At 64.4% G+C, this 25,110-nt stretch carries 18 protein-coding genes and 1 pseudogene; 8 read left to right on the top strand and 11 right to left on the bottom strand.

What is annotated here, in order from left to right:
- Positions 1-18: 18 nt before the first annotated feature.
- The 3 genes from AB6804_RS13565 to AB6804_RS13555 all read left to right on the top strand — a co-directional run bounded on the left by AB6804_RS13565 (position 19) and on the right by AB6804_RS13555 (position 3,478).
- Positions 19-1,314, top strand: a complete 1,296-nt coding sequence (locus AB6804_RS13565) for an SRPBCC family protein (RefSeq protein ID WP_370886871.1) — start codon at positions 19-21, stop codon at positions 1,312-1,314.
- A gap of 23 nt (positions 1,315-1,337) precedes the next feature.
- Positions 1,338-2,516 (top strand): 2Fe-2S iron-sulfur cluster-binding protein, encoded by a 1,179-nt coding sequence (locus AB6804_RS13560; RefSeq protein WP_370887039.1) that lies wholly within the window; start codon positions 1,338-1,340, stop codon positions 2,514-2,516.
- A gap of 107 nt (positions 2,517-2,623) precedes the next feature.
- The gene (locus AB6804_RS13555; RefSeq protein ID WP_370886870.1) at positions 2,624-3,478 is read left to right on the top strand and encodes a glycine betaine ABC transporter substrate-binding protein; all 855 of its coding nucleotides are present in this window, start codon (positions 2,624-2,626) and stop codon (positions 3,476-3,478) included.
- 67 nt (positions 3,479-3,545) lie between these two features.
- Here AB6804_RS13555 and purU read toward each other — a convergent pair whose 3' ends face one another.
- The 5 genes and pseudogenes from purU to AB6804_RS13530 all read right to left on the bottom strand — a co-directional run bounded on the left by purU (position 3,546) and on the right by AB6804_RS13530 (position 8,989).
- A complete protein-coding gene (gene purU, locus AB6804_RS13550; RefSeq protein ID WP_035970103.1) occupies positions 3,546-4,421 on the bottom strand; it encodes a formyltetrahydrofolate deformylase in 876 nt (291 codons plus the stop codon).
- Between the two features lie 240 nt (positions 4,422-4,661).
- Positions 4,662-5,015 (bottom strand): hypothetical protein, encoded by a 354-nt coding sequence (locus AB6804_RS13545; RefSeq protein ID WP_370886869.1) that lies wholly within the window; start codon positions 5,013-5,015, stop codon positions 4,662-4,664.
- A gap of 108 nt (positions 5,016-5,123) precedes the next feature.
- Positions 5,124-5,606, bottom strand: a complete 483-nt coding sequence (locus tag AB6804_RS13540; protein ID WP_370886868.1) for a glycosyltransferase family 2 protein — start codon at positions 5,604-5,606, stop codon at positions 5,124-5,126.
- Positions 5,533-5,697 (bottom strand): annotated as a pseudogene (locus AB6804_RS13535) (glycosyltransferase family 2 protein); the annotation flags it as partial. The gene AB6804_RS13540 and the pseudogene AB6804_RS13535, both read right to left, overlap by 74 nt.
- A gap of 223 nt (positions 5,698-5,920) precedes the next feature.
- Entirely contained in the window at positions 5,921-8,989 is a 3,069-nt protein-coding gene (locus AB6804_RS13530) for an acetoacetate--CoA ligase (protein WP_370886867.1), read from the bottom strand.
- Positions 8,990-9,534: 545 nt separating this feature from the next.
- Between AB6804_RS13530 and AB6804_RS13525 the strand changes: the two genes are divergently transcribed.
- Positions 9,535-9,711: a hypothetical protein gene (locus AB6804_RS13525; protein ID WP_370886866.1), complete on the top strand. Its 177-nt coding sequence runs from the start codon at positions 9,535-9,537 to the stop codon at positions 9,709-9,711.
- On the opposite strand, the gene AB6804_RS13520 is transcribed toward AB6804_RS13525, so the two are convergent.
- Both AB6804_RS13520 and AB6804_RS13515 read right to left on the bottom strand, forming a co-directional pair.
- Positions 9,695-11,980 carry a heavy metal translocating P-type ATPase gene (locus tag AB6804_RS13520; protein WP_370886865.1) on the bottom strand — a complete coding sequence of 762 codons (2,286 nt, stop codon included), beginning with the start codon at positions 11,978-11,980 and terminating at the stop codon, positions 9,695-9,697. The genes AB6804_RS13525 and AB6804_RS13520 overlap by 17 nt on opposite strands.
- 82 nt (positions 11,981-12,062) lie before the next feature.
- Positions 12,063-12,713 (bottom strand): FMN-binding negative transcriptional regulator, encoded by a 651-nt coding sequence (locus AB6804_RS13515; RefSeq protein WP_370886864.1) that lies wholly within the window; start codon positions 12,711-12,713, stop codon positions 12,063-12,065.
- Between the two features lie 256 nt (positions 12,714-12,969).
- Here AB6804_RS13515 and AB6804_RS13510 point away from each other — a divergent pair, with 256 nt between their 5' ends.
- The 3 genes from AB6804_RS13510 (at position 12,970) to AB6804_RS13500 (ending at position 18,770) form a co-directional block, all read left to right on the top strand.
- Positions 12,970-14,445 (top strand): DUF1254 domain-containing protein, encoded by a 1,476-nt coding sequence (locus tag AB6804_RS13510; protein ID WP_370886863.1) that lies wholly within the window; start codon positions 12,970-12,972, stop codon positions 14,443-14,445.
- A 123-nt stretch (positions 14,446-14,568) separates the two neighbouring features.
- A complete protein-coding gene (locus AB6804_RS13505; protein ID WP_370886862.1) occupies positions 14,569-18,243 on the top strand; it encodes a DUF748 domain-containing protein in 3,675 nt (1,224 codons plus the stop codon).
- 89 nt (positions 18,244-18,332) lie between these two features.
- Complete coding sequence (locus tag AB6804_RS13500; RefSeq protein WP_370887038.1) at positions 18,333-18,770, top strand: DUF29 domain-containing protein; 438 nt, start codon at positions 18,333-18,335, stop codon at positions 18,768-18,770.
- A 207-nt stretch (positions 18,771-18,977) separates the two neighbouring features.
- On the opposite strand, the gene AB6804_RS13495 is transcribed toward AB6804_RS13500, so the two are convergent.
- The 3 genes from AB6804_RS13495 to AB6804_RS13485 all read right to left on the bottom strand — a co-directional run bounded on the left by AB6804_RS13495 (position 18,978) and on the right by AB6804_RS13485 (position 22,744).
- Positions 18,978-20,552 carry a DHA2 family efflux MFS transporter permease subunit gene (locus tag AB6804_RS13495; RefSeq protein ID WP_244795463.1) on the bottom strand — a complete coding sequence of 525 codons (1,575 nt, stop codon included), beginning with the start codon at positions 20,550-20,552 and terminating at the stop codon, positions 18,978-18,980.
- Positions 20,553-20,782: 230 nt separating this feature from the next.
- Positions 20,783-21,565, bottom strand: coding sequence for an ABC transporter substrate-binding protein (locus AB6804_RS13490; protein ID WP_370886861.1), 783 nt, complete (start codon positions 21,563-21,565; stop codon positions 20,783-20,785).
- Between the two features lie 24 nt (positions 21,566-21,589).
- A complete protein-coding gene (locus AB6804_RS13485; protein WP_370886860.1) occupies positions 21,590-22,744 on the bottom strand; it encodes a methionine aminotransferase in 1,155 nt (384 codons plus the stop codon).
- 116 nt (positions 22,745-22,860) lie between these two features.
- On the opposite strand from AB6804_RS13485, the gene AB6804_RS13480 reads away from it, so the two are divergent.
- Complete coding sequence (locus tag AB6804_RS13480; RefSeq protein ID WP_370886859.1) at positions 22,861-23,790, top strand: LysR substrate-binding domain-containing protein; 930 nt, start codon at positions 22,861-22,863, stop codon at positions 23,788-23,790.
- On the opposite strand, the gene AB6804_RS13475 is transcribed toward AB6804_RS13480, so the two are convergent.
- Complete coding sequence (locus AB6804_RS13475; protein WP_370886858.1) at positions 23,771-24,928, bottom strand: branched-chain amino acid ABC transporter substrate-binding protein; 1,158 nt, start codon at positions 24,926-24,928, stop codon at positions 23,771-23,773. The two genes, AB6804_RS13480 and AB6804_RS13475, sit on opposite strands and share 20 nt — an antisense overlap.
- Between the last annotated feature and the right edge of the window lie 182 nt (positions 24,929-25,110).

The following is a 25,110-nucleotide window of genomic DNA, read 5'->3' as shown; positions in this document are numbered from 1 at the left end:
GCGATGCAGGAGCACACGATGAAAGTTTCGGCAGACGTTCGCGCAATGATCGAACGCCGCAAGAAGGGCTATACGCTCGAAGCGCCGTTCTATACGAGCGAAGAGATTCACTCGCTCGATATGAAGGCGATTTTCGGGCAGCACTGGATTCAGGTTGCGGTGGAACCGGACGTGCCCGAGCCCGGCGATTACACGACGATCGATATCGGCAACGATTCGATTCTGATCGTGCGCGACGACGACATGCAGATCCGCGCGTTCCATAACGTGTGCCGTCATCGCGGCGCGCGCCTGTGCAACCAGGAGAAAGGTTCGCTCGGCAATATCGTGTGTCCGTATCACAGCTGGACATATAGCCTGAACGGCGATCTCATGTTCGCCGAGCACATGGGCGACCAGTTCGACCGTTGCAAGCACAGCCTGAAGAAAGTTCATGTGGAGAATCTCGCGGGCCTGATCTTCATCTGTCTCGCCGATGAACCGCCCGCCGATTTCGCCGTCCTGCGCGAAGCGATGGAGCCGTATCTGCTGCCGCACGGCCTGAAGGATTGCAAGATCGCGGCGAGCGTCGATCTCGTCGAAAAGGGCAACTGGAAGCTCACGATGGAGAACAATCGCGAGTGCTATCACTGCGTCGCGAACCATCCCGAACTGACCATTTCGCTCTATGAATACGGCTTCGGCTATCAACGCTCGCCCGCGAACGAGGAAGGCATGGCCGCGTTCGAGCGCACCGTCGTGGAACGCGCGAAGCAATGGGACGCGATGAACCTGCCGTCCGCTGAAATCGAGCGCCTGTCCGATCTCGTCAGCGGCTTCCGCACGCAACGCCTGCCGCTCGATCGCGATGGCGAATCGCAAACGCTCGACGCAAAGGTCGCCTGCAGGAAGCTGCTGGGCGGCTTCGAACGCGCGGACCTGGGCGGACTTTCGTTCTGGACGCAGCCGAATTCGTGGCATCACTTCATGAGCGATCACATCGTCACGTTCAGCGTGATCCCGCTGTCCGCCGGCGAAACGCTCGTGCGCACGAAGTGGCTCGTGCACAAGGATGCACGCGAAGGCATCGATTACGACGTCGACAATCTCACGGCCGTATGGCGCGCGACGAACGAGCAGGATCGCACGCTCGTCGAGTACTCGCAGCTCGGCGCGGCCAGCAGCGCGTATCAGCCGGGCCCGTATTCGCCCTTCACGGAAGGGCTCGTCGAGAAGTTTTGCGAGTGGTACATCGGGCGGCTGGACAGCTTTGCGAACACGCCCGACGAGCAACTCGCATCGCATGGCGAGAAAATCGTTTCCTTCATGCGCTAAGCGCGTTAGAGAGGCACATCATGATGCGCGATCAGGCCACGTTCGAGCCGACGAAGAGCCGCGTGACCCAGCCGAAGTTCTGGGGCGCGCTGCCCGCGCGCTGGAATAGCGACGTCGACGACACGCTCGTCTGCTGTCATGTGCGGCAGGAAACGCATGACGTGAAGAGCTTTTTCTTCAAGGCGCCCGATGAACGCGCGTTCCTGTTCGAGCCGGGGCAGTTCATCACACTCGAACTCGATATCGACGGCGAGCCAGTCAACCGCTGCTACACGATCTCTTCCGCGCCGACGCGCCCGCATACCATTTCGATCACGGTGAAGCGCGTGCCGGGCGGAAAGGTGTCGAACTGGCTGCATGACAACGTGGTTGCAGGGGCGCGCGTGCGTGTGCTCGGGCCATCGGGCGAGTTCACGTGTGCGCGGCATCCGGCGCGAAAGTTTCTGTTTCTGTCGGCGGGATCGGGCATTACGCCGCTCATGTCGATGAGCCGCGCGCATCATGAACTGGGCGACGATGCCGACATCGTGTTCGTGCACAGCGCACGCACGCCGGACGACATCATCTTCGCGCGCGAGCTCGATCTCATCGCATCGAATCATGCGAACTTCCGCACCGCGTTCGTTTGCGAGCGCGTCGGTGCGCGTACGAATTGGCCCGGAATTACGGGGTTTTTGAGCTTGCCGCTGCTCAAGCTGATTGCACCGGATTATCTCGATCGCGAAGTGTTCACGTGCGGTCCCGCACCTTATATGCAAGCGGTGCGCAATCTGCTCGATGAAGGTGGCTTCGATCGCAAGCACTATCACGAAGAGAGCTTCTCGTTCGAAACGATCGCTGAAGTCGCATCGCAACTGACGACCGCGCATGTCGCCGATGCCATCGCCACCGATAGCGAATTCGTCGAAACCAGCGACTTCGCGCCCGCGCCCGCCGACACGACGTACAAGGTCGCGTTTGCCAAGAGCCGGCGCGAGATCGAATGCGGCAGCGGCGAACATGTGCTCGACGCCGCGAAGAAAGCGGGCGTGCGATTGCCGTCGTCGTGCACGCAGGGCATGTGCGGCACGTGCAAGGTAAAGCTCGTATCGGGCGAAGTCGCGATGAAGCATGCGGGCGGCATTCGTCAGCGCGAGATCGATCAGGGCATGGTGCTGCTGTGTTGCAGCAAGCCACTGAGCGATCTCGTCGTCGACAAGTAGAAACCGGGCGTCGTTTCTTGACAACTGGATGTCGCAAAAGCGCGTTACAGCACTATTCTGGCTGGCGATTCTGAGTGCACGGCGTGGGGCCGCAAAGGGGAAACCATATGAAAGCGATGAGAAGACTGTTCGTGCTGGGCGCGATGAGTGCGGCCCTGGCAGCGAGCATGGGGGCAAGCGCCGATACGAAGCCGACCATCAAGATCGGCTACGTCGAAGGCTGGGACGACAGCGTGGCGACGTCGAACGTGGCGGCGCGCATCATCGAGAAGCGGCTCGGCTATCAGGTGCAGCTCGTGCCGGTCGCGGCGGGTGTCATGTGGCAAGGCGTGGCGCGCGGCGATCTGGATGCGACGCTGTCCGCATGGCTGCCGGTCACGCATGGCGCGTACTGGAACAACTTCAAGTCGAAGGTCGTGAATCTCGGCCCGAACTTCAACGACGCGAAGATCGGGCTGATCGTGCCTGAGAACGTCGATGTATCGAGCCTGACCGATCTCGAAGCGAAGAAGGCGGAGTTCGATTCGCGCATCGTCGGCATCGACGCCGGTGCGGGCGTCATGCAAAAGACGAGCGAAGCGATCAAGGCCTATAACCTCGATTACAAGCTGATGCCGAGTTCGGGCAGCGCGATGACCGCGGAACTGGCGCGCTCGGAAGCAGCGAAGAAGCCGATCATCGTGACGGGCTGGAAGCCGCACTGGATGTTCGCCAAGTACAAGCTCAAGTTCCTCGAAGACCCGAAGAAGGTGTTCGGCGAAGCGGAGCATGTCGACAGCGTCGTGAATCCGGAACTGGAAAAGAAGGCGCCGCCGGTGGTCGCGTTCCTGAAGAAATTCCAGTGGAAGCCGGGCGAAATCGATAGCGTCATGCTCGCGACGCAGAACGGCGAAAAGCCCGCCGCAGCCGCCGATGCGTGGATCAGCGCGCATGGAGACCGGGTGGATAGCTGGGTCAAGTAAGCCGGGTTGCAGGCTTAAGCGATGAGGAAAGCGCCGCTTTTCAGCGGCGCTTTCGCGTTTGGGAGACTCAACGCAACACCACTGTCCTCTCCCCGTTGATGAACACGCGCCGCTCGACGAACGCCTTCACGGCGCGCGCCAGCGTGATGCATTCGACATCGCGCCCGGTCGCAAGCAAACGGTCGGGGCTATACGAATGATCGACCCGTTCCACTTCCTGTTCGATGATCGGGCCTTCGTCCAGATCGTCGGTGACGAAGTGGGCCGTCGCGCCGATCAGTTTCACGCCGCGCGTATGTGCCTGATGATAGGGCTTCGCACCCTTGAAGCCCGGCAGGAACGAGTGATGAATGTTGATTGCACGTCCCGCCAGTTTGCGGCTCGTATCGCCGGAAAGAATCTGCATGTAGCGCGCGAGGATCATCAGTTCCGCGCCTGACGTATCGAACAGATCGAGCAGGCGGGCTTCCTGTTGCGACTTGGTATCCGCGGTAATCGGCAAGTGATGGAAGGGCAGGCCATGCTGCTGCGCGAGCGGCGCGAGGTCCGTATGGTTCGAGCCGATGCCCACGATATCCATCTTCAGCTCGCCCATGCGCCAGCGGAACAGCAGATCGGCGAGACAGTGCTCGAGCTTCGACACCATGATGAGCACTTTCGGACGCACGGCGAGATCGTGAATCGCCCACGTCATCGAGAAGCGCGCGGCAATGGATGCGAACTCGCGTTGCAGCATGTCGAGGTCGAGCGTTTCATCGCGCCTGGCGGCATGGAAGACGCAGCGCACGAAGAAGCGTTCGCTGAGGTCGTCGTCGAACACGGTGAGTTCGTCGATATAGCCGTGATGCCGCTCGAGAAAGCCGACGATGGCGGCGACCTGTCCGGCCGCGCTCGGACACGCGACGGTGAGCACCAGTTGATTGAGGCGTGATTCGGCTGACATGCGTGGCTCCGTCCAGAGAAAGCGTCGCCGCAATCGGGCGAGCGTGCCGCTAGTAGAGCAAACGCCGCGAAACGGCGATAGAAGCGATACGCCTCGCAGCTAGTACGAAAGCGTCAACGGACCGGGCAGCCGGTGATGGACGGCGCGTGCAGCGTGAATGACTTAGCCGGAAATGCAACGAGCGCCGCAAACGGCCTGCAAGCGTCGGCGGCGCTCGTCTTGAAGCGAGCAACGCTTCGTTTAGAACGTGAGCTGATCGAGCGCGTCGCGCGTCGCCGGGGCAACGAAGTGACGAATGGACTGGATTTGCGGTGCGTCGAGGAGCATGTTGTCCTGGTAGATGCCAAGCATCTTGCGCATCCGGTCGAGAATGATCCCGTGGACGATGGAGACGTCCTGCCCGAAGTCGACAGCCTGGGTGCTCACGAGGCGATTGATCGCGCTGACGATGGCGATCGGTTCGTCGGACGAGTTTGGATAGGTGTTGAGGAACGGGATGACGATGCGTTCGATGTCGCTCGGGTCGAGGTCGGGATACCAGAGCGCGAGAAGGCGGCGGCGCGCCGTTTGGAGCCACGGACCGGCGACGTCCACCCGGCTGTTGGTGAAGCTGCCGCGATGCGACTTGTGCTCGGTGAGCGCTTCGTCGACATTGGCGAGTTGGCCGCCAGCCGCGATGACCGACGTCAGATAGTCGAGGTCCTAGGCGCTGCGGGCGAAGTCGTCGAACCGGATGCCATGCGCGCGCACGAATGAGCGCCGCACCATGAGGTTGCCGCCGCTGATCGTGTTGAGACCGTCGAGCAGACGAGCCTTGAAGTTGACGTCGCGCCGCGCGCAATAGGCGATGCCGTCGGGAACGTCACCGAACACGCTGGCGTGAGAACTCGCTGCGGCCAGGCGGTGATTTTCCCTGAAGGCGGCGACCTGCGCGGCAAGCCGGTTCGGGACCGCGCGGTCGTCCGAATCCACGCGAGCGATGAACTCGCCCTGCGCCGCGTCGAAGCCGGCGTTCGACGCGGTGCGGATGCCCTCGTTGCGGTCGAAACGGGATGAGGCGGATGCGGCGGTCGTCGCCGGCGGCTTCGCGGGCGGCGGACAAGGTCTGGTCAGCGGAGCCGTCGTCGACGACGATGAGCTGCCAGTCTTCGATAGTCTGACACCGGATCGAGGCGATCGCTTCACCGATGAACGATTCTGCATTGAAGGCGGGAATGACGACAGTGACGAGGGGCGAGGATGACAAGGCGGTCTCGGGCGTTGACGGATCGAGCATGGCCGGCAACCCAGCGAACGGAACAGCGATGGCGCGGGCGGCGTGACGCAGCAGTCCACTGCCCCGTTTTCGAATGGCTAGATGCGGCTTTTTTACAGATTCCGAGGTATGCGGAGACGCCCAGCGGTTTCCTATCGGGCTTGTCTGAATTCGGGCGAATCGGATCGGCACGGGGATGCCGGCGCGCCCGCAGGGCGGCCGGACATGGGCAAAGCGTGCGGCCTCAGATGCCCGCGAGCGCGTTCGTCAGGGCGAGCGCAACGGTAAGAAGCTGCGGTTCAACGACGAGATCGTTATGCCGGCCTTCCACCTGCATGATGCGCAAGCCCTGCTTCGCGACGCGCCGCCATACCGGCAACGGATCGCCGCGATCGTCTTGCTGGATCGATGCGCGCACATAAACGATCGGTCCGCCGAGATAGCGGCGCGGCTTGTAGGTCGTCATCGCGACGCGCATCGACTCACGCACGAGCATCAGCGGCGGCGGCAGGCCGCGCGTTTCGGGGCCGGGGCGCTGCGCCGTCTTGCCGAGACGCATGCGTACCCGATCCCTCATTGCGAGTGCCTTGCCGCGCACGTACGCAATGCGCTCGCGCGTGCCGAGCGCCCGGAACTCGCGCATCCGGTAGGCGATCATGCTGGCCTGATAGCGTGCCCACGCGGTGAGCGGCAGACAGCGCTCGTGCACATAGGTATCGAGCAGGCAGAGCATTTCGATTTGCTCGCCCGCCTTCACGAGTTGCTGCGCGATCTCGAACGCAACCAGCCCGCCGAACGAATAGCCGACGAGCGCATACGGCCCGCTCGGCTGCACGCCGCGCATGCGCAGCACGTAGGCGCGCGCCATGTCCTCGACGCTGCGCTGCGGCGCTTCATCGCCATCGAGGCCGAGCGCCTGCAGACCGTAGACCGGCCGCTCGCTCTGCAGCGTGCCGGCGAGCGTCAGGCATTCCATCACCGAGCCGGTGATGCTGTGGACCATGAAGAGCGGCCGTCCGCGCCCCGCGCGCATCTGCACCAGCGACGAGCTTTCGGCGCTCATGCTCGGATCGGCGGCGATGACGGCCGCGAGCCGCGCGATTGTCGGCGCGACGATGAGCGTGGCGATCGGCAGCGTGCGGTTCGTCGTCCGCTTGATGTCGGCCAGCATGCGCGCCGCGAGCAGCGAGTGCCCGCCGAGTTCGAAGAAGTTGTCGTCGCGGCCGATCGGCGAGAAGCTGAAATACTGCTCCCATAGCGCACAAAGATACGCCTCGATGCTTTCCGCCGATTCGCCCGGCGCGGGCAAGTCGGAATGCGCGCGCGCAAGCAGCGGATGTTCGCGAATGCCATCGAGACAGTCCGGATTCGCGAGCGACGACACGTTGCGCGCGGGCAGGCCGTTGACGGCATCGCGAGCAGCGGCTTCAGACGGCTTGCCGTTGTGCGTGACCGGCAAACCGCCGACCTGCACGATGACATCCGGCACGAGCGCCGCCGAACCGTGCCGCGTGAGTTCGCGCCGGATGCGGATGGCGAGCGTCGCGTTGAGATGCTCGCCTTCGCGCAGCACGAGCAGCAGCACGATGCGCTGGCCGCCCTCGCCGGCGCGCGGGCCGGTTTGCGGCACGGCCATCGCCTGACGAATCTCGTGCACTTCGCTCAGAATGCGGTAGATCTCGCCGGGGCTCACGTTGATGCCGCGCACGTTGAGCACGCCGTCGCTGCGGCCATGCAGGCGCGCGCTGCCGTCCGGCGAAAACTCTATGACGTCGCCGTGCGTCCAGACGCCTTCGTTCTCAGCGAAATATGCCTTGTGAAAACGCGAGCCGTCCGTGTCGCCAAAAAAGCCGAGCGGGCGCGACGGAAACGGGTTCGTGCAGACGAGCTCGCCCGGCATGTTCGTCTGCACGCCATGATCGAAGGCCTGCACGTTCAGGCCGAGCGTCTTGCACTGCGCTTCGCCGGCATGAACGGGCAGGTTGGGATTGCCGAGCACGAAGCAGCCGATGATGTCCGTGCCGCCCGATATCGACTGCAGCTGCAGCGGCTTCACGTGCCGATGCACCCAGTGGAATTGCGTGTCGTAGAGCACGGCGCCGGTCGACATCATCGCGCGCAGGTCGGAGAGGTCGTACAGCGTGCCGGGTTCGAGCCCCGCGTCCTCGCTCATCTTCAGGTAGGCGGGACTCGTGCCGAACACGGTGACATGCTCGTTCGCGACGATGCGCCACAACGTGTCGACGGCCGCCACCGGCCCGTCGTACGTGACGATCTGCACGCCCGATGCGAGCGCCGACAACTGCCAGTTCCACATCATCCACGAGCAGCTCGTGAAGAAGAACAGCTTGTCGTCCGGTCCGAGATCGCTATGCAGCCGATGTTCCTTCACATGCTCGATGAGCGTGCCGCCCGCGCCATGCACGATGCACTTCGGCTTGCCCGTCGTACCCGACGAAAACATCACGAAGAGCGGATGGTTGAACGGAAAGCGCCGCCACGCGAACCGCGACGGATCGCCGTGCTCGATGAGTTCGCGCATCTCGTGCTGACGCGTCGTGACCGTGCTGGGCAGCGGCGTTTCGTCGAGGCACACGATGTCGGTGAGCGTCGGCAACGCGGCGGCCACGGCGGCGACGTGCGCGCTGAGCGCGCCGGCCGTATCGAACGAGCGCTGCATCGTGTGCGCGAACAGCATGCGCGGCGCGAGCGGCGCGAAGCGGTCGAGGATGGCCTGCACGCCGTTTTCCGGCGCTGCGGTGGACAGCGTAGCGCCGAGCGAGGCGACGGCGAGCGCGGCGGTGATCGCTTCGGCGTCGTTGCGCATGATCGCGACGACGCGGTCGCCCGGCTTCAGCCCGAGTTCGCGCAAGGCCTGCGCGAGCCGTATGACGCGCTCGCGCAATTCGCCGCGCGTGTAGGCGACGCGGCCGCCGTCGGCATAACAGGCGACGAGCGCGATAGCGTCGTCGGGCGCGATGCCCGGGCCGAGAAGATTCTCCGCGTAATTCAGTTCGACGTCGGGAAAAAAACGGGCGGTTTCGATTTCATCGCCGGTACAAACGGGTTCCGCGATACCGGACCATTCGAGTCCTTCGGCCGATTCGAGAAAGGATTTCCAGAACTGGCGATATTCGCGGGCGGTGTAATCGTGCAAAGCGGGGTAATCGGCGAAGCGCTCTCCGGTTTGCTTCTCGAAGTCTTCGATAAAGCGTGTCATGCGTGAACGCGATACGCGTTCCGGCGCCGGCGCGTAGAGGGACTGTCGCAAATAAAACTGCGCACTCTCCCGAATGGCGTTTTGACGTTCCATCGTCTGAAGCACCTGTGATTGCACGGGGTTATGAATTTGTAATGTGCTCAGCGACAGGCTCCGAAAATCTCTCATTTTCCGGTGGTGCGCGAAATCGCCGGAGGCAGGTTCACTTCCTCGGCAGTCAGAGTACCGCGAGCGAAAGCGGCGCAATGTGCGCACAACCACAAAAGGCCGCGTGGCAACAGGCAAGAATGCCCTTGCAATTTGAGTTGAATATATGCTTTGACGCGCGAAGCGTAGCAATAAGTACTCGTGCGGATATGCTGAGCATATCAATCAGCGTTAACCAGCGTGGCGGACAACGCGGTCATTCTTTTAGATGAAGTATGCAGCGATAAGTTGAATCAGCGTCTATTCGAAACAACTGAAGATATATAACAGCTTTCAAAGCGACGCGGCAATTGCGCCCTGAATTTTGGCTAGGCTGTTCGTGGGCGCAATCAGAAATTGACGTCGGAATGGAGTGCGTTTTTTGTCTCGCAGATGACGTTCGCAATCCGAGGGATTATTGGCAATTTCAATTAGGAAATGCCTGATGCGACATGACGGCGATGTATCGCGACGAATGGTTGGGTTACCACGGCCATTTACTGTATCGCCACCCGATGCGTGCATGGACCGCATCGGGTGTCGCTTATTGGGGCGACGTCGAGCAAGCAAGCTGCCTTCAATTCGACGATCACATCGGCGAAAGAATGCCCGTCATGCGGCCCGCGTGATCGAACTCGCAGCGCGCCCGCCCGCCGGCTCCGCGCCCGCCGCCGATCCCGCCTGAGCGCGCCACGTCCTGAGCAACAGCGCGTTCGTCACGACGCTCACGCTGGAGAACGCCATCGCCGCGCCGGCGAACATCGGATCGAGCATGCCGAACGCCGCGAGCGGTATGCCGATCAGGTTGTAGATGAACGCCCAGAACAGATTTTGCCGGATCTTGCGATACGTCCGCCGCGATATGTCGATGGCGTCCGCGACGAGAGCGGGATCGCCGCGCATCAGCGTGAGGCCGGCGGCTTCGATCGCCACGTCCGCGCCGCCGGCCATCGCGATGCCGATATCGGCGGCGGCCAGCGCGGGCGCGTCGTTGATGCCGTCGCCGGCCATCGCCACGATGCCGTGGTTCGCCGCCTTCAACTGCGCGACCACGCTCGCCTTGTCGGCGGGCAGCGTTTCGGCGTGGACCGCGTCCGGCGCGATGCCGAGCGCGCGCGCGACGGCCTGCGCACTGCCGGCGTTGTCGCCCGTGACCAGCGCGCTCCGCACGCCCATCGCGGCCAGGCGGTCGACGGCGGCGCGAGCGGTCGGTTTGATCGTGTCGCCGAAAGCGAGGAGGGCGAGCGCGCGGGTGCCGTCGAGATCGATCAGCCATGACACCGTATTCCCCTGGCCTTCGAGTTCGCGGGCGCGCGAAGTCAGCGTGTGCGGCACGTCCGCGCCCAGCTCCGAAAGCCAGCGGCTGCTGCCGATCGCGATACGGCGCGTGGTCCGGGTCCCTTCGTGGCCGATGACCGTCACGCCCGCCTCGACGCCGCGCCCGGCGACCGCGCGAGCATCGCTTGCGTCGTAGTGCGGCGCGCGGGCTTCAGCCGCCGACGCGACCACCGCCTTCGCGAGCGGATGCGTGCTCATCCTCTGAACCGCTGCCGCGAGTGCGAGCGCGTCGGCGCGGTCCTGGCCCGGCGCGGTCTCGAATGCGACGAGGGCCGGACGCCCGACCGTCAGCGTGCCGGTCTTGTCGAACGCGACGATGGCGATGGCGTGCGCCTGCTCCAGCGCCTGCGCGTCCTTGATGAGAATGCCCTGGCGCGCCGCGACGCCCGTGCCCGCCATGATCGCGGTCGGCGTGGCGAGGCCGAGCGCGCACGGACAGGCGATCACGAGCACCGCCACCGCGTTCAGCAGCGCGGTCTCCGCGCTTGCGCCGTGCAGCAGCCAGCCGCCGAGCGTCACGGCCGCGATGGCGAGGATCGCCGGCACGAACACGGCCGACACGCGATCGACGAGCCGCTGGATCGGCGCTTTCTCCGCCTGTGCCGACTCGACGAGGCGGATGATCCGCGCGAGCGTCGTTTCCGCGCCGATGGCGGTCGTTTCGATCGCGATCACGCCTTCGCCGTTGATCGAGCCGCCTGTGGCACGCGCGCCCGGCTCCTTCGCGACGGGCAGGCTTTCGCCGGTGATCAGCGATTCATCGACGTGCGTGCGCCCCTCGCGCACGATGCCATCCACCGGCACGCGTTCGCCCGGCCGCACGATGGCGATATCGCCGATGCGAACGTCAGAGAGCGGAATCTCGCGTTCGCGCGACGGATCTGCGGCATCGCGCACGCGCGCCTTGTCGGGGCGAAGCGCGTTGAGCGCGCGGATTGCATCGGTCGTCTGACGCTTCGCGCGCGCCTCCAGCCACTTGCCGAAGCGCACCAGCGTGATGACCACCGCCGCCGCTTCGAAGTACAGATGCGCGTCCGGCCCGCCGTGCGCGAGCATCTGATAAACGGACAATCCCCACGCCGCCGATGTCCCCAGCGCAACCAGCAGATCCATGTTGCCCGCCAGCGCCCGTACCGCGCGATACGCGCTCACATAGAAGCGCGCGCCGAAGCCGAACTGCACGACGCTTGCGATCGCAAGCTGCCACCACGGCGGAAGCGCGCCGCCGAACATCGGCGCAAGCAGCGGCAGCGTCAGGACCGCGCTGCCGACGACCGCCGCCAGTTCGCCGTCCCGTGTGTGCGCGGCGGCGGGCGGCGCGTCCGGAACGATTAGCGCGGCTTCGTAGCCGGCTTTCGTGATGGCGGCGACGAGTTGATCGTCGGTGACGGCGCTGGCTGCGTGAACCGTCGCGCGCTCGGTGGCGAGATTGACCGCGACGGACTCGACGCCCGGCACGCGCCCGAGCATCTTCTCGACGCGTGCGACGCAGGACGCGCACGTCATCCCGCTGACGGCGAATTCGGCGGTCCGCGCGGACTGCGATGAAGCCGATGACATATGAAAAGCTCCGTATCTGGCTGAATCAATATGACCAGTATCGACCTTCCAGCGATTGGAAGGTCAAGGAGCATCGTGCGCTTCAGTCGCGCGAGGGATCGCCGAGCGTGGCCTGCATTGCGTCGGCGAGTGCGCCGGCCGCGTCGCCGCCGCGCTGGCGCAGGCCGTCGATTGCGCCGATGCGGTCGGCGTCGGCCTTGTTCTGCGAGAGCTTCGCCTTGCCGACGAGCCGCGTCACTTCGATCTCGACGCCGACGATGGCGGCGAGCATCTGATCGATGAAGTCGCGCGGCGCATCGCCCATCTTCCACGGCGCGGGCTCGCCGGCTTCCATCTTCCGCGTGAGCCGCGCGACCACGCCGCGCACGTAGGCTTCGTCGTCGCGCACGGTGATGCGGCCATGCGCGTGCACGACCGCATAGTTCCACGTCGGCACCTGCTTGTGCGTCTCCTGCTTGCTCGGATAGAAGTTCGGCGAAATGTAGCCCGCTTCGCCCTGAAAGATCACGAGCACGTCCTCGCCCGGTGTAACTTCGCGCCAGACCGGATTGGCCCGCGCCACATGCGCGCGCAGCGTGCCATGCTCGCCGGTGGCCGCATCGAACTCGAACGGGATGTGGTTCGCGTCGAGTCCGCTCGGACCGTGCGTGACAAGCGCGCCGAACGGATTGGCCGCGATGAGCGCGTGCAGAGGGTCCGTGCGTTTTTCTTCGAAGTGGGCGGGCAGATACATCTTGGCGACTCGATGACGGTGGATTGAACGAAAGGCGTTGCCTGACTTCGATGTTACAAGATGCCGGCGCACGCGGCTTGCTAGGCTATTTGTTATAGGCCGAACGCGGTGAATTCTTGCCTATCCTCAGCGGATACGTTAAAACCCGAATTCCGAGATAGCGCCGAGCATGTATCCCGAAGCGAACGAAGGCCGCGGCGCTGCTCCCTGCACCACGCGTGCGCCCGTGCAGCACAAGAACCGGATTCCAATTCGAATGACTCAAGACCGACGCTGGACATTCCCGCTGACCGCCACTTTCTGGGCGGCGGCAAGCCTGACCGGCATGGCGCTGCTGTCCGGCTGCGCCGCCGACAAGGCGCCCGAAGCCAAAGCCAGCAGCGGATGGATGAAGGATCAGGTCGCGGATGCCTACACGTTCGGCTTTCCGCTCGTCGTGTCGGACATTGCGCGGGAGCGGGCGAGCGGCAACGCCGGGCAGCCTGGCCGCGCGCCGCTCAACACCTTCCGTCACGCGACGGCGCTGCCGCCTGTCGGTGCGACCGGCTGGCCGACCGTCGATACGCTCGATTCCACCGCGTGGCTCGATGTATCCGCCGAGCCGGTGATGGTCTCGCTGCCCGCAGCGCCGCGCGGCCGCTATCTCGACGCCCGCGCGTTCGACGCATGGACCAACGCCCTGTATTCGAGCGCCGACACGACGCCGTATCCGAAAGCGCAACTGATCGCCTTCGTGCCGGCGGGATGGACCGGCTCGCTGCCCGCCAACGCGACGCGCGTCGAAACGCGCACGCGCTACGTGTGGCTGTCGGTGCGCGTGCGGGTGAACGGCCCGCGCGACGTGCGCGAGGCGCGCAAGCTGCAGACGGCGATGCGCATCGATACGGCCACGCCCGCAAACGGCTCGGCCGCCGATGCCGGGGCGACGCCCGCTGTCGTCACTGGCGCGTGGCCGGGCAACTCGAGCGGCCAGTCGCCCGCCGTGCCGGCCCTGGCCGCCGCGCCGCCGACGGCATCGCCGGGCGCGCAGGCCGAGGCGCTCGAAGCCAACGCGTTCTTCGCCCGCCTCGCACGCGCGCTCGACGCCAATCCGCCCGCCACCGCCGACACCCCCGCGATGAACCGTCTCGCCTCGCTCGGCGTAAAGCCCGGCGAGCCGGTGCAGTTCAAAAAGACCGACGCGCCCTTGCTCGATTCCGGCGTGGCCGATGCCCGCACGCGCCTCGCCACCGTGCCGGCCAACGCGATCACGAAAAACGGCTGGACCTGGTTCGGCGATGGCGTCGGCGTCTACGGCACCGACTACATCCTGCGCGCGTACCTGGCCCGTCATCAAATCGCCACGACGACGAAGAACGGCGAAGTGAAGCCGGTCGCGCATCTGGACAGCGAGGGTCACGCGCTCAACGGCGCGAACCAGTACGTGCTGCATTTCGCGCCGAACCAGCTTCCGCCGGTGCGCGGATTCTGGACGCTCATCGCATACACGAAGGACGGCGCGCTCGCCGACGACAAGGTCGCGCGCATCGCGCTGTCGGATCGCGACCGGCTGAAGAAGAATCGCGATGGCTCGATCGACGTCGTGGTGTCGGCCGAAGCGCCGGGCAAGGCGCGCGCGTCGAACTGGCTGCCCGCGCCCGATGGCGAGTTCCAGTTGACGATGCGCCTCTATGCGCCCAAGCCGCAGGCCAGCGATGGCACATGGGCCCCGCCCGCCATCGAGCGGCAATAGCCAGCTTTCTTGACTGCAAGCGAACATAGAAAGTTTTGACAACGTTGGCGCGGTGCATCGTCGTATACTCGTGCATCCCCCTTCCGAACGGCGATCCCGCGCGCACGCGCCGCCGCGCATCGAATGTCAAGCACGACGAAGTCAACCTTCACCACAGCCGGGCGGACCCTGCGCGGCGTAGTTCACGCGCGCCGCACCCGGCGCATCACAATCGGGTTCATCGTTGCACTGCTGGTCATCGGCGTGCTCGGCTTCTTCGTCGCGCCGCCGGTGATCCGGCATGTCGCCGAAACGCAGCTTTCGCAGCAACTCGACCGCCCCGTCAGCATTCGCCGCATTGCGCTCAATCCGTACACGCTTCGCCTCGAAGCCGATGACGTGCATATCGGCGAAGCGGCGGCGAACATCGCGAAAGCGCCGGGCGGCGCGGACAGTTTCGTCGATGTATCGCGGCTCGTCGTGCGTACGTCATGGACTTCGCTCTTTCGGCTCGCGCCGGTCGTCGATGAACTGAAGATCGACTCGCCGCGCATCCGGCTGGCGCGCTATGACGCCGACCATTTCAATTTCTCGGACCTCATCGCGAAGTTTTCGAAACCGGCGCCCGAGCCATCGACCGCGCCCGCGCGTTTCTCGGTATCGAACATTCAACTGGAGAACGGGCGCATCGAATTCGACGACCGGCTGACGAACGCGAAGCATGTCATCGATCGTTTCGCGCTCGGCATTCCGTTCATCGCGACGTTGCCGTCCGCGACCGATATCTTCGTGACGCCGCTTCTGCAGGCGCGCATCGACGGCTCGCCGCTCGTGCTGAAGGGCCGCACGAAGCCGTTCGCCACGTCGCGCGAATCCGAAGTCGCGCTGACCCTCGATGCGCTCGATGTGCCGCAGATGGCGTCGTATGCGCCGGCGTCGCTGCCGGTCGCGGTGAAGAGCGGGCGGCTCTCGACCGCGCTCAACGTGCGATTCGCCTTCGCCGGCGACGTGCCGACGATTCGCATCGACGGAACTGCGGATCTCGCCGATGCCGCCGTCACCGACCGCGCGAAGGCGCCGCTCGTCGCGGCTCGTGCGGTGCATGTGAAGATCGCGGACATGCAGCCGTTGCGCAACGTTTACCGGTTCGACGAGATCACGCTGGCAGGTCCGGACGTGCATCTGACGCGCGATGCTTCCGGCGCGTTGAACGTGAGCAAGCTCGCGCCGCCGCCTGCGAAGCCGGAAGCGCCGCGGCCTGCCGACGCCAGGGACAAGACCCCGCCGCTCGACCTCGCCATTCATCATCTTTCGATCGATGCGGGCAAGCTGACGTTCGACGACCGACTGCTGAAGCAGCCGGTGCAGGGCGCGCTGACCGATATCGCGATCACGCTCGACAGCTTCTCGACGCTCGCGAAAACGCCCGCGCGCTACACGCTCAAGACCGCGTTCGACAAGGGTGGTGCGCTCGACGCAGCCGGCAACGTGACGCTGTCCGCCAAAACGGCCGACGCGACGCTCGCACTCGACGCGCTCGCGTTGCCGCCGCTGCAGCCGTACATCGCGAACGCGGTGGCGGCGCGCGTCGTGTCGGGCACGCTCGGCGCGAAACTGCCGGTATCGGTGGACTGGTCGAAGCCCGACGCCGCCGTGCAGGTCGGTGCGGGCGACGTGAAGCTCGAATCGCTCACGCTCGTCCCGGCGAACGCAACCGGCGCTGCGCCGATCAAGCTGGCATCGGCGAACGCGAGCATCAGCAAGGTCGATGTCGGCGCGCGCACTGCCGCGCTCGACAGCGTTCAGCTTCGCGGCCTTTCGCTCGATGTGACCCGCCGCCAGGACGGCAGTATCGACCTTGCCGCGCTTGCCGGCCCGCACGAAGCCGCGCCCGAACAGACCGCGACGCGCAAGATACAGAAAGCGCAGGCAGCCGGTCCGGCGTGGCGCTATCAGATCGGCGAGATCACGCTGGCAGACGCATCGGCGAATTTCACCGATGAAACGTCCGCGCGGCCAGTGAAGCTGCATGTCGCGCCGGTATCGATCAATGTCAAACAGTTCAGCGACGATCTGACGAAGCCGCTCGCCGTCGACGGCAAGCTCACGCTGAACGGCAAGGGCGCGCTCGGCGTGACGGGCAACGTGACGGTCAGTCCACTGAAGCTCGCGCTGCACGTGAAAGGCGATCAGGTCGATGCCTCCGCGTTCGAGCCGTACTTCGGCGACAGGCTGAACGTCGCGGTGACGAGCGCGTTTCTGAACGCGAACGGCGACGTGGCGATGTCTGGCAGCGGCAAGACGCTGGCGGCCTCGTACAAGGGCGATGTATCGCTCACGGACGTGCGCATGCTCGATAAGGCGACCTCCGACCGCTTCGCCGGCTGGAAGCTGCTCGGCCTGACGAACGTGAAGGCGGCGTACGGCCAGCGCGGGACGGATGTCGAGGCGGCGCGCATCACGTTCGCGAATTTCTACGGCCGCGTGCTGCTGGATGCGCAGGGCAAGCTGAATTTGAAGAACGTCATCGTGAGCGATAGCGGGCAGGCGCAATCGGTGACGCAGCCGGCGGCGTCTGCACCGGTCGCTGCGAGCGCGCCGCAGGACACCGCGAAATCGGGTCCGCCCGTAAACATGCGCTTCGGGCAGCTCGTCTTGCAGAACGGCCGCGTGACTTACACCGACAATTTCATCAAGCCGAACTACACGGCGAATCTGGTGGCGATCAACGGGACGATCGGCGCGTTCGGCACGCGTTCGACGACGCCCGCGCCGGTCGATGTCACCGCGAAGCTCGCGGCGAACGGTCCGGTGTCGATCAAGGGGCAGGTCAATCCGCTGATCGAGAAGCCTGCGCTCGACGTGACCGCGAGCGCGCACGATGTCGAACTGACGAATCTCACGCCGTACTCGGCGAAGTACGCGGGGTATCCGATCACGAAGGGCAAGCTCAACGTCGACCTGCATTACATGCTCGCCGACGACAGGCTGACCGCGAACAACCATCTGTTCATCGACCAGTTGACGTTTGGCGATCACATCGACAATCCGAGCGCGACGAAGCTGCCGGTGCGGCTCGCGGTATCGCTGCTGAAGAATTCGCGCGGCGAAATCGACGTGAACATTCCGATTTCCGGCTCGCTGTCGAACCCCGAGTTCTCGATTGGCGGGCTCGTGTGGCAGGCCATCGTCAATCTCGTGCAGAAGGCGGTGACTGCGCCGTTCTCGCTCCTCGCGCATGCGATCGGCGGCGGCGGTGGCGAGGAACTGAACTACGTCGAGTTCGATGCCGGATCGGCCACGCTCGGCGATGCCGCGCAGAAAAAGCTCGATACGATCGCAAAGGCGCTGGCCGACAAGCCGTCGATCAGACTCGATGTGACGGGCCGCGTCGATCCGAAGGTGGACGAGCCGGGCTTGCGCAGCGCGTGGCTCGACGCCCAGGTGAAGCGCGCGAAGGTGCGCGACATGTCGAATAGCGGCGACGCCGTCGATTGGGCGGCGGTGAAGGTGTCGGGCGACGACTACGACAAGTATCTGACGAAGGTGTACAAGTCGGCGGATTTCAAGAAGCCGCGCAACGTGATCGGCTTGACGAAGAGCGTGCCGGATGCCGACATGAAGGCCGCGCTGATGCAGAACGCCCCGATCGATGACTCGTCGCTGCGCGATCTGGCGCAAAAGCGCGCGCAGGCGGTGAAGGAGTACTTCGACGGGAAAATCGACAGCAGCCGGATTTATGTCGTCGCGCCGAAGCTGAATGCGGACGGCATCGACGATAAGGGTGCGGGGAGCCGGGTGGAACTGGGATTGAAGTAGCGCGAATTAGCCGTTTGGACGACTCGATGAGCAAGGAACTGCAGAGCATGATCGATACCGGAAATCCTGAGGACAACGGGAGTGAGCCGATGGGAACGCCTTATGACAAGGACGTGGTGGCGTGGGCGGAAGAACAGGTCGCGCTGTTGCGGGCAGGAAGGCTCTCGGCCATCGATATCGAGCATATTGCAGAGGAAATCGAGGACGTGGGGAAGAGCCAATTACGCGAACTGGGAAGCAGAGTGTCGGTGCTTCTCGCGCATCTGCTCAAGTGGCGATATCAGCCCGAGCGGCGGGGCAAGAGCTGGATCAATACGATCCGCACGCAAAGGACAGAAGCCCTATACCTTCTGGGCGAAGCTCCGAGCCTGCGGCGACGCTTCGAGGAAGCGAGGTGGCTCGACCTCGTCTGGTTGAAGGCGCGAAACCTGGCGGAAACGGAGACGGGCATGGACTTCGATTCGTTCCCGGAGGCTTGCCCCTGGCCGATGACGTCGGTACTCGAAGAGGGATTTTTGCCGGAGTAACCGCGACGCGAGCCGCCCGGCTCGCGCTTTCAGGGTGGGCTCTCGCCGCCGCCGCGACCGTCGTGATTCAGGTCAAGGGATGACCAACCAACTGCAGCTCGATGACAATGCACGGGCGCGCATGCCGCTGACGCCCATCTATTTCCTGACGCCGCAGACCTGACGCGGCGTGGGCGCACCGTGTATATCGACCGATGCGGTCAAGCATCAATGCGCCCCCGCCGCCGCCCCGCCGCCACCACCCTTCGAGACCTTCGTGATCCAGATCAGCGGAATGATCAAAATAAAAATGACCGCCGAGATCAGGAAAATATCGTTGAGCCCCATCATCGCGGCTTGCGAGTTCACGGTGAAATTGAACATGCCGCGCGCCTGCGCTTCGCTGATGCCGAGCGTCGATTGCGACATCCCGAGCGACTGCGAAAACGCCGGGTTGTAGATATTCGCCTGCTCGGTCAGCCGCTCATGATGCAGCGCGATGCGGTTGTCCCACGCGTTGCCCGCGAGCGACGTGCCGACCGCGCCGCAAAACACGCGCGCAAAGTTCGACAACCCCGCCGCCGCCGGTATCTTCGATGGCGGCAGGCCCGACAGCACGATCGCGGTGAGCGGCACGAAGAACATCGCCATCGGGATGCCTTGCAGCAGCGTCGGCAGCACCAGATGGAAGGTGTCGATCTCGATGACGTACTTCGAGCGCAACCAGAACACGAACGCAAAACCGATGAACGCCATCGTCGCGATCACGCGCGCATCGCTGCGCGGCAGAACCTTGCCCATCACCGGTGCGAGAATCACGGCAAACACGCCGAGCGGCGCGGTGACGAGTCCGGCATCGACGGAGCGGTAGTTCAGATACTGCTGCATCCATTGCGGCAGAAGCACCAGATTGCCGAAGAAAACGCCATACGCGACCGATATCGCCACCGTCCCGCCAAAGAAGTTGCGGCCCGCGAACAGCCGCAAGTCGACGACCGGGTTCGCCTCCGTCAACTCCCACACGACGAAGAACGCGAAGGAAATGGCCGCGATGATTGCCAGCACGACGATCAGCGGCGACGAGAACCAGTCGAGATCGCGTCCCTTGTCGAGCATGATCTGCAACGACGCCACCCACGTGACGAGCAGCGCGAGCCCGATCACGTCGATGGGCGCCTTGCGCGTCGGCGATTCGCGCTTGCTGTAGATGACCCACGTCACGCCCGCCGCGAACAGGCCGACGGGGATGTTGATGTAGAAGATCCACGACCACGAATAGCTGTCGGTGATCCAGCCGCCGAGCGCGGGGCCGGCAATCGGCCCGACGGTCGCGGTCATCGCCCAGAGCGCAAGCGCCATCGACGACTTCTCCTTCGGATACGAGCCGAGCAGGATGGCTTGCGACAGCGGGATCAGCGGCCCGGCGACGGCGCCCTGCAGCACGCGAGCGACCAGCAGCACCGGCAGGGTTGGCGCCAGGCCGCACAGCCACGACGACAGCACGAACATCAGAATCGCGCCGACGAAAAGGCGAATCTGCCCGAGCCGCTGCGTGAGCCAGCCGGTGAGCGGAATCGAAACCGCATTCGATGCCGCGAACACGGTGATGACCCACGTGCCTTCGTTGACCGACACGCCGAGATTGCCGGAGATCGTCGGAATCGCGACGTTGGCGATCGACGAATCGAGCACGTTCATGAAAGTCGCGAGCGCCACGGCGAAGGTGGCGAGCACGAGTTGAGCGCCTTCGAGCGGCGGAGGCGGAGGCGGCTGTCCGGCGTTGGTCGGCGTCGGCGTGCTCATGCGGTTCCTAACTGGGGGTCGATCCGCAAGTGTGCCTGTTGTCCGGGAATGCTGCTGGACAGGCGGACGATGTGCGCTCGTCGATCAAATCCGCAGCCGGAGCCAGGTCGCCCGTGACGCGATGTTCAAGGGCGAGACCGTGACCGAAGACCAACTCGACGCCGCGAACGTCATGCTCCCCAGCTCTGCTTCACCCATGCGCGGCAGCTTGCCGCCGCGCATGCCGACCGTTACTTCGCCGAAATATCGATATTGCCCAGATACTTCTTCGCGTACTTGTCGATGGTCCCGTCCGCCTTGACCTTTTCGATCGCCGCGTTCAGCTTGGTCTTGAGCGCATCGTCGCCCTTGCGGATGCCATAGGCGATGCCGCTGCCGAGAATCTTGTCATCGCGCACCGGCGCGCCGACGAACGCGAAGCCCGCGCCATCCGGTTTCGACAGGAAGCCGGTTTGTCCGGCGGGCGCGAGCACGAGCGTCGCATCCAGGCGGCCGGACTTCAGATCCGCGTAGACCTGATTCTGGTCCTGATACGGCACGACCTTCACGCCTTCATTTTCCCAATGCGCCTTCGCGAAAGTCTCCTGAATCGACCCTTGCAGCACGCCCACGCTCTTGCCCTTCAGCGCCGCCGCCGTCGGCTCGATGCCGCTGCCGGTCTTCGCGATCAGTTGCGTCGGCACGCGATACACCACCGTCGTGAAGTCGATGGCCTGGCGGCGCTGCTCGGTCGCGTTCATCGCGGAATTGATTGCGTCGAACTTGCGGCCCTGCAGCGCGGGAATCAGGCCGTCAAACGACGTCTCGACCCACTTGCACTGCATCTTCGCGGCGGCGCACACCGCCTTGCCGACATCGATATCCAGCCCTTCCAGTTCGCCCGTCGCGGACTTCGATTCGAACGGCGGATATTGCGCTTCGAGGCCGAAGCGCAGCGTATCGGCGGCGAATGCAACGCTGCTTCCGAACGAGCAAGCAATGAGAAGCGCGGCCGCAATATGATTCTTCTTCATCGTGGTGGTCTCCAATAAACAAGGCTAGATCTGGCAAAGGCGGCGCGCGCCTTCGATGAGCGTGTCGTCGTCCTTCGCGAAGGAAAGACGAATCAGACGATTGTCGGTGCCATCGGTATAAAACGCCGACAGCGGAATGGTCGCGACGCGCGCCTCGCGAATCAGCCGCAGCACGAAGTCGCTGTCGCGCTCGTCCGAAATGGCGCTGTAGCGCGCAAGCATGAAGAAGCTGCCCGCGCTCGGCAACAGCTCGAAACGCGAACCTTCGAGCGCCCGCGCCAGCACGTCGCGCTTGTGCTGATAGAAGCGCCCGAGATGCAGATAGCTCGATTCGTCCGCGAGGGCCTCGGCGAACGCCATCTGCATCGGCGTGTCGGCGGAAAACGTCATGAACTGGTGGACCTTGCGGATCTCGGCGGTCAACGCCGCGGGCGCGAGACAATAGCCGACGCGCCAGCCCGTCACGTGATAGGACTTGCCGAACGACGACACAATCACGCTGCGTTCAGCCAGTTCGGGATAGCGCGCCATGCCGTGATGCAACGCGCCATCGAAGACGACGTGTTCGTACACTTCGTCCGACAACACGACGATCTTCGTGCCGCGCGTGATCGCCGTGAGCCGCTCGATATCGACGGGCGTGAAGGCGCTGCCGGTCGGATTGTGCGGCGTGTTGACGAGAATCATGCGCGTCTTCGGCGTGACGGCGGCAGCGACTTCGTCCCAGTCGATGCTGAAATCCGCCGGCGACAGCTTGATCGCAACCGGCGTCGCGCCCTGAAGCTGCACGATGGGTGCGTAGCTGTCGAACGACGGCTCGAAGTAGATCACCTCGTCGCCGGGATGCACGAGCGCGCTGATCGTCGCGTACAGCCCTTCGCTCGCGCTCGCGACGACCGTCACTTCCGTGCCCGGGTCGTATTGCGCGCCGTAAAGCTTTTGCGTCTTGACGGCGATCGCCTCGCGCAACGCGAGAACGCCCGCCATCGGCGAATACTGGTTATGTCCTGCCTGCATGGCTCGCGTGACGCCTTCGACGAGCTTCGGATCGCACGCGAAATTGGGCGCGCCTTGCGACAGGTTCAGCGCATCGTGTTCATCGGCCAGTTGGCCGATCACGGTGAAAATGGTCGTGCCGACGTTCGGCAGTTTGGATTCGGGGACGCAGGCGCTTTGCACGACGATTGACTCCACTATGGCGTTGCCACGATTCAACCGTGGCAATAAAGCGCCGACAATCGAAAGTTTGTCATACTAGCCATGCTTTTCGCTCATGGCTACTCGACAAAAACCCGATGAAACCGCTGCCTTCCCTCGACGTGCTGAAAACCTTCCTCGTCGTCACCCAAAAGCTGAACTTCACGCGCGCCGCCGACATGCTCAACGTGACGCAAGGCGCGGTGAGCCGGCAGATCGCCGGACTGGAGGCGCATCTCGGCTATGCGCTCTTCGTGCGGCAGGCGCGCGGGCTCGCGCTCACGCATCAGGGCACGCTGCTCGTCGCGCCGCTGCAGCAGGCGTTCGCGCAGATCGGCGACGCGCTCGCCAAGAGCGGCAGCCAGTCCGGCACGCTGCGCGTCAAGTGTCCGACATGCGCGATGCGCTGGGTGCTGCCGCGCGTGATCCGCTTGCAAAACGAGCGGCCCGAACGGGTGGTGGAAGTGACGGCGTCGGTGTTGCATGGCGTGGAGTTCGACGCCGAGCATTTCGATGCCGCCATCGTCTTCGGCGTGCCGGCCGTGGTGTCGTCGATGAAGGGCGTGACCGTGCATCATCTGTTCGACGAAGTGCTGACGCCCGTGTGCGCGCCCGAACTCTGGAAGCCGCGCAAGCACACGGCCCCCACGCCCGACGACCTCGCCGGCAAGACGCTGCTTCACCCGACGCGCGATCGCCGCGACTGGCTGCTGTGGCTCGGCGCGTATGGTTACGCGGGCTTGCCATCGGCCAAAGCGCAGCATTTCGATACGCTCGACCTCGCGATGTCATCGGCGATGCAGGGGCTCGGCGTCACCATCGGCGATGTCTCGCTGATCGAAGAAGACCTGCGCGCCAGGCGCGTGATCGCACCGTTCCCGCTATGCGTGCCGAGCGGCGCGGGCTACTACCTCGTCTATCCGGAGCGGCCCGCGCCGTCGCCCGCGTTGCAGCAGTTCGCGCTGTGGCTCGACGCCGAAGCGGCGGCCACGCGCGAGACGCTGCACGTTACATCCCATGCTTCGTGACGATGGTTTCCCACTGCCCGTTCTTGACCTGATACAGCGTCGATGACGCATTTTTCAGCGCGCCCTTTTCGTCGAACGCAATCGGGCCGGTGATGCCCTCGAACGAGATGCTCTTCAGCGCCGGGCGATACACCTTCGGATCGGCCGAGTTGGCCTTCTGCATCGCGTTGATGGCGGCCCACGCAGCGTCGTAGCCGAACGGCGCATACGACAGAATGGCGACGCCGAAGCGCTTCTGGAACTTGTCGCCGAACGCCTTGCCTTGCGGGAGCTTGTCGAGCGGGCTGCCGTATTCCCAGGCCTGCGCACCTTCGGCGGCATCGCCTGCGAGCTTCAGGAAATCGGCATCCATCACGCCGCCGCCGCCCACGAACTGCGCATTCACGCCAAGCTGCTTTATGCGCTTGACGACCGCCGCCGCCTGCCGGTCGAGCCCGCCGAAGAAGATCAGGTCCGCGTTCACGGCTTTCAGGCGGGTGAGCTGCGCGCTGAAATCGACGGTCTGGTTGTCGCTGAACTCGCGGGCGACGATGTTGCCGCCCTTCGCCTTCACCGCCTTCTCGAACTCGTCGGCTTCGCCCTGACCGAAGGCCGTGCGATCGTCGATGATCGCGATGCGCTTCGCCTTCGTCGTCGTCACCGCGTAGACGCCGGCGTTGCCCGCGTTCTGCGCATCGCTCGAAATCACCGTGAAGATGTTCTCGAGGCCGCGCGTCGTGATGGTCGGGTTGGTCGCGGCGGGGTCGATCATCGGGATGCCGGCGTTGTTGTAGATCGGCGATGCAGGCAGCGTCGTGCCCGAATTGAAGTGGCCGACGACGACCGCGACGCCGTTATCGACCAGTTTTTGCGCCGCCTGCACGCCGACGCGCGGATCGGCCTGATCGTCTTCCGCCGCGATCTCGAACTTCGCCGTCTTGCCGCCGATGGTGATTTTTTTCGCGTTGGCTTCGTCGAGCGCGAGCTGCACGCCGTTCTGAAGATCCTTTCCGTAACCTGCATTCGCGCCGGTGAGAGGCGCGGCGAAACCGACTTTCACCGTGACGTCTTCGGCGGCGGCGGTCATCGGCGCGGCGGCGAACACGGCGGCGCACGCCACCATCCATGCCGACGGTTTGAAGCTCGTACGGATACGCATGGTTTCCTCTCCTGTTGTGGTTTGAAATCTAGTCAGACGTGGCCGATGCATCGCGCACGACCACTGCATGGAACACGACCAATTACGTGCCGGCAAGACGGAGTTGCCCTCTGCAGCGACGGACATGCGCCAATGTAGAAAGCCAAATTGGCCGCGTCTTGTCGATTCGTCGCGAACGGAAT

The sequence above is a fragment of the Caballeronia sp. RCC_10 genome (assembly GCF_041360715.1).
Classification (GTDB): domain Bacteria; phylum Pseudomonadota; class Gammaproteobacteria; order Burkholderiales; family Burkholderiaceae; genus Caballeronia; species Caballeronia grimmiae.
The sequence above is the reverse complement of the archived record's forward strand: the minus strand, read 5'-3'. Positions and strand labels throughout refer to the sequence as shown.